This window comes from Pseudomonas kitaguniensis (assembly GCF_009296165.1).
Taxonomy (GTDB): Bacteria; Pseudomonadota; Gammaproteobacteria; order Pseudomonadales; family Pseudomonadaceae; genus Aquipseudomonas; species Aquipseudomonas kitaguniensis.
The window spans coordinates 1-6,356 of the sequence record NZ_VUAZ01000217.1 but is presented as its reverse complement, the minus strand read 5'-3'; the positions used below and the strand labels follow the sequence as shown (position 1 = coordinate 6,356).

General features: G+C 63.7%; 2 protein-coding genes. Both read left to right on the top strand.

What is annotated here, in order from left to right:
* Positions 1 to 1,036: phosphopantetheine-binding protein (locus F0169_RS28570; RefSeq protein WP_152748090.1), on the top strand; the 1,036-nt coding region annotated here is incomplete at its 5' end.
* A 3-nt stretch (positions 1,037 to 1,039) separates the two neighbouring features.
* Positions 1,040 to 6,356 (top strand): non-ribosomal peptide synthetase (locus tag F0169_RS26655; RefSeq protein WP_152748089.1); only part of this gene is annotated, 5,317 nt, incomplete at its 3' end.

The following is a 6,356-nucleotide window of genomic DNA, read 5'->3' as shown; positions in this document are numbered from 1 at the left end:
TTTCGGCGGTGACGCCGTCGCTCAAGCCAGTTACGACTTGGCGTGGCGTGCGCTCAAGCCGACCTACCTGTTTAACGGCTATGGCCCGACGGAAACCGTGGTCACGCCGTTGCTGTGGAAAGCCCGCCGTGGCGACCCTTGCGGCGCGGTGTATGCGCCCATCGGCACACTGTTGGGCAACCGCAGCGGCTACGTATTGGATGCGCAATTGAACCTGCAACCCATCGGCGTGGCCGGTGAGTTGTACTTGGGCGGCGAGGGCGTGGCGCGGGGTTACCTGGAGCGTCCAGCGTTGACCGCCGAGCGTTTTGTGCCGGACCCGTTCGGTAAACCCGGTAGCCGCGTGTACCGCAGCGGCGACCTGACCCGAGGTCGCCCGGACGGCGTGGTCGACTATTTGGGCCGCGTTGACCATCAGGTGAAAATCCGTGGTTTCCGCATCGAGCTCGGTGAAATCGAAGCGCGCCTGCGTGAGCAGGACAGCGTCGGTGAAACCGTGGTGGTCGCCCAGGAAGGCCCGACCGGCAAGCAACTGGTCGCGTACGTAGTACCGGCCGATCCGGCCCTGATCAACCAGGCCGAGTTCCGCGACACCTTGCGCCGCGCGCTCAAGACGCGACTGCCGGATTACATGGTGCCTGCGCATTTCATGTTCCTGGCGCAAATGCCGCTGACCCCCAACGGCAAACTCGACCGCAAGGGCTTGCCTGCGCCGGATGCAAGCCTGATGCAGCAACGCTATGTGGCGCCCGAAACCGAACTGGAACAGCAGATTGCGGCGATTTGGGCGCAAGTGCTGCGCTTGCCGCAAGTGGGTCTGGACGACAACTTCTTCGAAGTCGGTGGGCATTCCTTGCTGGCGATCCAGATCACGTCGCGGGTTCAGGTCGAGCTGGGCCTGGAGGTGCCACTGGTGGAAGTGTTCCAGACCGAAACGCTGAGCGCCTATGTGCAGGCCGCAGCCACCTTCCGTGCGGGCAGTGCGGAAGACTTTGATGATCTTCGTGACTTTTTGAGCGAACTAGAGGCGATTTGAACCATGCTTTCCAACCCTAATATCGACTTGGTCTCGCGCTTTCTTCGCCTGCCTCTTGAACAACGCCAGCAGTTTTATCAGCGCCTGCAAGCGCGCGGCATGAGCTTTGCGCAATTGCCGATTGCCCCGACCCGCCACGCTGTCGACGCGTTGCCATTGTCCTACGCGCAAGAGCGCCAGTGGTTTCTCTGGCAGTTAGACCCAGGCAGCGCCACCTATCACATTCCCGGCGCGCTGCGCCTGCACGGCCAGCTGGATCTGGCGGCGCTGCAACAGAGTTTCGACGCATTGCTGGCGCGTCACGAAAGCCTGCGCACGCGCCTGGTGCAAGACGGTGAGCGGCTGCTGCAGGCGGTCATGCCGCAGGCCACGGTTGACATCGTGCAGGTGCGCACCGACGAACAGCAGTTGATGGCGCAGGTGCAAGCGCAGGTCGCGCTGCCGTTCGATCTGCTCCAGGCACCGCTGTTGCGTGTGACGCTGCTGCAACTGGCCGAAGATGAGCATGTGCTGGTGATGGTGCAGCACCACATCATTTCCGATGGTTGGTCGATGCAAGTGATGGTCGAGGAACTCGTGCAACTCTATGCCGCCTGCAGTCAGGGCCGCAGCGTTGAATTGCCGGACCTGCCGATCCAGTACGCCGACTATGCCCTGTGGCAGCGCGGCTGGATGGAGGCGGGCGAGAAAGCCCGTCAGTTGGCTTACTGGCAGGCACTGCTCGGCGGTGAGCAACCGGTGCTGGAGCTGCCCCTCGACCATCCGCGCCCGGCCCAACAAAGCCATCGCGGCAACAGCCTGCAAGTGCATCTGCCACCCGCATTGGTCAGCGCTATCAAACGCCTTGCGCAGCAAGAGGGCGCCACCCCGTTCATGCTGTTGCTGGCGTCGTTCCAGACCCTGCTCTACCGCTACAGCGGGCAGTCGGATGTCCGCGTTGGCGTACCCAACGCCAACCGTAACCGTGTCGAAACCGAACGGTTGATCGGCTTTTTCGTCAATACGCAAGTGCTCAAGGCCGACCTCGATGGGCAGATGACCTTCGTCGAACTGCTGCAACAGACCAAGCGGCGCGCCCTTGAAGCCCAGGCTCACCAAGACCTGCCTTTCGAACAACTGGTGGTGGCGTTGCAGCCCGAGCGCAGCCTGAGCCACAACCCGTTGTTTCAGGTGATGTTCAATCACCAGACCGACGCCAAAGGCGAGGGCCAGCAATTGCCGGGCCTGCGCGTCGCGGAGCTGGACTGGGACAGCCAAACCACGCACTTCGACTTGAGCCTGGACACGCATGAATCCGCAGAGGGCATTTGGGCCGCGCTGACCTACGCCACTGACCTGTTTGATGCCGCGACGATAGAGCGTTTGGCGCAGCACTGGCAGAACCTGCTGCACGCCTTGGTGAGCGCGCCTCACAGCCGCATCAGTGACTTGCAGATGCTCAGCGCCGCCGAACACGCGCTGATACGTCAGGCGTGGAACGCCCCGGCCACCCGCACTGAGTTGCGTGCGGTGCATCAGTTATTCGAAGCGCAGGCACACCAGCACCCGCAGCGCCAGGCGTTAGCGCTGGATGAGCAGGCCATCAGTTACGCCGAGTTGAATCGCCAGGCCAACCGCTTGGCGCACTATTTGATCGGCCAAGGCGTAGGCCCGGAGGTACTGGTCGGCATCGCCGTGGAGCGCTCATTCGCCATGGTGGTCAGCCTGCTGGCGGTGCTCAAGGCGGGCGGCGCCTACGTGCCACTCGACCCTGACTACCCGCGCGAGCGCCTGGTGCACATGCTTGAGGACAGCGGCGTGCGACTGGTGTTGACCGAGTCTTCGCTGCGTCAGCGCCTGCCGTTGCCTGAGCAGTTGGCGACGCTGGAGATCGACTTGGCCGATGCGCAGCTTGCGCAGTGTGCCGAACACAACCCGCAGTTCGAGTTCGAGCCGCGCAGCCTGGCCTATGTCATTTACACCTCCGGCTCTACCGGCAAACCCAAGGGCGTGGCCATCAACCATGCGGCCCTGAGTGAGTTTGCGAGCATCGCCGCCGACTACTCGTGCCTGACCCCGGATGACCGGGTGTTGCAGTTTGCGACCTTGAACTTCGACGGTTTCGTCGAGCAGTTGTACCCGGCGCTGACCCGCGGCGCCAGCGTGGTGCTGCGCGGCCCGCAGCTGTGGGACGGTGCCGAGCTGTACCGGCAGATCATCGCGCAGGGCATCACCCTGGCCGACTTGCCAACGGCGTACTGGAAGCTCTTCTTGCAGGATTGCCTGGCGGCCAGCCCACGCGCTTACGGTGCACTGCGCCAGGTGCATATCGGCGGCGAAGCCATGCCGCTGGACGGCCCGGCGCTGTGGCGTCGCGCCGGGCTCGGGAATGTGCGCCTGCTCAATACCTATGGGCCTACCGAGGCGACGGTGGTGTCGAGTGTGCTCGACTGCAGCGACGCGACGACCGTGATCGGTGCCAGCGCCAGCCCTATCGGCCGAGCGCTGGCGGGGCGCGGCTTGTATGTGCTCGACCGCGATTTAAACCTGCTGCCGATGGGCGCGGTGGGTGAGCTGTATATCGCCAGTCAAAGCGGCCTGGCCCGCGCCTACCTGCAGCAACCTGCGCTGACCGCCGAGCGTTTTGTTGCCGACCCTCTGGGCCACTCGGGCGAGCGTGTGTACCGCACCGGTGATCTGGCACGCTGTCGCGCCGACGGGGTGATCGAGTACGTCGGGCGGGTCGATCATCAGGTCAAAATTCGCGGTTTCCGCATCGAGCTGGGTGAAATTGAGGCGTTGCTGCTGGCCCAGCCAGGTGTACGCGAAACCTTGCTGCTGGCCGCTGATAACCAACTGTTGGCCTACGTGGTGCCAACGCAATCACTCGGTGAGGCAGAACAGGCGGCCGCCGCCGAACAGCTCAAGGCCAGCCTGCGCGAACAATTGCCGGACTACATGGTGCCGGCGCACCTGATCTTCCTCTCGCACATGCCGTTGAACCCGAATGGCAAGCTGGACCGCCAGGCACTGCCCAAACCGGATGCCGGCGCAGTGCAAGCCGATTGGCAAGCGCCTGTCACCCCGCTGCAACAACAGGTTGCGGCGATCTGGGCGGATATTCTCGGCACTGAGCGCGTGGGCCTGACCCAGCACTTTTTCGAGCTGGGTGGGCATTCGCTGCTGGCGATGCAGGTGGTCTCACGCATCCGGCAGGCACTCAACCTTGAAGTACCGCTCAAGAGCCTGTTTGAACAGCCGCGCCTGGACGGATTCGTCGCCGCCATTGAAGCGCATTCCCCGACGGCGCCCAAAGCCCCGGCGCTGCTGCCGGTGGGGCGTGAGCAGGCGTTGCCGTTGTCATATGCGCAAGAGCGCCAATGGTTCCTCTGGCAACTGGAGCCGCAAAGCGCTGCGTACCACGTGCCCAGCGCCCTGCGCTTGAAAGGCCAGTTGGATGCGGCGGCGTTGCAACGCAGTTTCGACACGCTGCTGGCCCGCCATGAAAGCCTGCGCACGCATGTGCGCCAGACGCACGACGGCGCGGTGCAGGTGATCGCGCCAGTGGTGGCGCTGCAGATTGCGCACGGCGACGTCGAGGAAGCGCAGCTCAAGGCGCGCGTAGAAGCTGAAATCGCCCAGCCGTTCGACCTGCAACAAGGCCCGCTGCTGCGTGTGACGCTGCTGCGCTTGGCCGCCGAGGAACATGTGCTGGTGCTGGTTCAGCATCACATCGTGTCCGATGGTTGGTCGATGCAGTTGGTGGTGGAAGAGCTGGTGCAGCTCTACGCGGCGTACAGCCAGGGGCAGGACGTGCAACTGCCGGTGCTGCCGATCCAGTACGCCGACTATGCCGTGTGGCAACGCCACTGGATGGACGCGGGCGAAAAAGCCCGTCAACTCGCGTACTGGCGCGAGGTACTCGGCGGTGAGCAGAGCGTGCTCGAATTGCCCTTTGACCACCCGCGCCCGGCGGTGCAGAGCCACCGTGGCGCACGCCTGGCGATTGAGCTGGCACCGGCGCTGGCGCACGACCTCAAGGCGTTGGCCCAGCAACAAGGCGTGACCCTGTTCATGTTGCTGCTGGCGTCGTTCCAAACCCTGCTGCACCGCTACAGCGGCCAGGAGGAGATTCGCGTCGGCGTGCCGATTGCCAACCGCAATCGCAGCGAGACCGAGCGCCTGATCGGCTTTTTCGTCAACACCCAAGTGCTCAAAGCCGACCTGCATGGGCAGATGAGCGTCGAGCAGTTGTTGCAGCACACGCGCCAACGCGCGCTGGATGCCCAGGCGCATCAGGACCTGCCGTTCGAGCAATTGGTAGAGGCGCTGCAACCGGAACGCAGCCTTAGCCACAACCCGTTGTTCCAAGTGATGTTCAACCACCAGACCGATGTGGGCCAGGCCCAGGTCCAGCATCAGTTGCCGCACCTGCGCGTAGAAGGGCTGGACTGGGAGAGCAAGACCGCACACTTCGACCTGGACCTGGATATTCAGGAGTCCACCGAGGGCATCTGGGCCACGTTGGGGTATGCCCAAGACCTGTTTGAAGCCGCCACCGTGCAACGCATGGCCCGGCATTGGCAGAACCTGTTGCAGGGCATGGTTGCCAATCCGCAGCAAAGCCTCAGCCAATTGCCGTTGCTGGACGCTGCCGAGCGCCAACAGATTCTTGAGCTGTGGGACTGCACCGATTCGGGCTTCCCGGCCAAGCGCCTGGTGCATGAATTGGTCGCCGACCGCGCGCGTGAAACGCCGAATGCCGTCGCGGTCAAATTCGACGCGCAAACCCTCACCTACGCGGAACTGGATGGCCAGGCCAATCGCCTGGCGCATGCGCTGATTGCTCGCGGTATCGGCCCGGAAGTGCGCGTGGCCATCGCCATGCCGCGCAGCGCCGAAATCATGGTGGCGTTCCTTGCGGTGATGAAAGCCGGTGGCGTGTATGTGCCGCTGGACGTGGAATACCCGCGTGACCGCCTGCTTTACATGATGCAAGACAGCCGTGCGCAACTGTTGCTGACGCATTCTGCCGTGCAGCAGCGGCTGCCGATTCCGCAAGGGCTGCAAGTGCTTGCGGTCGATAAGGCCGAAGCCTGGGCTGGCGCTGATGACAGCGCGCCACAGGTGACACTGCACGGCGACAACCTCGCCTACGTGATTTACACCTCAGGTTCCACCGGCCTGCCCAAGGGCGTGGCCGTGGCTCACGGGCCGTTGGTTGCGCACATCATCGCCACCGGCGAACGTTATGAAACCGGCCCGGCGGACTGCGAGCTGCATTTTATGTCTTTCGCCTTCGACGGTTCCCACGAAGGCTGGATGCACCCGTTGATCAACG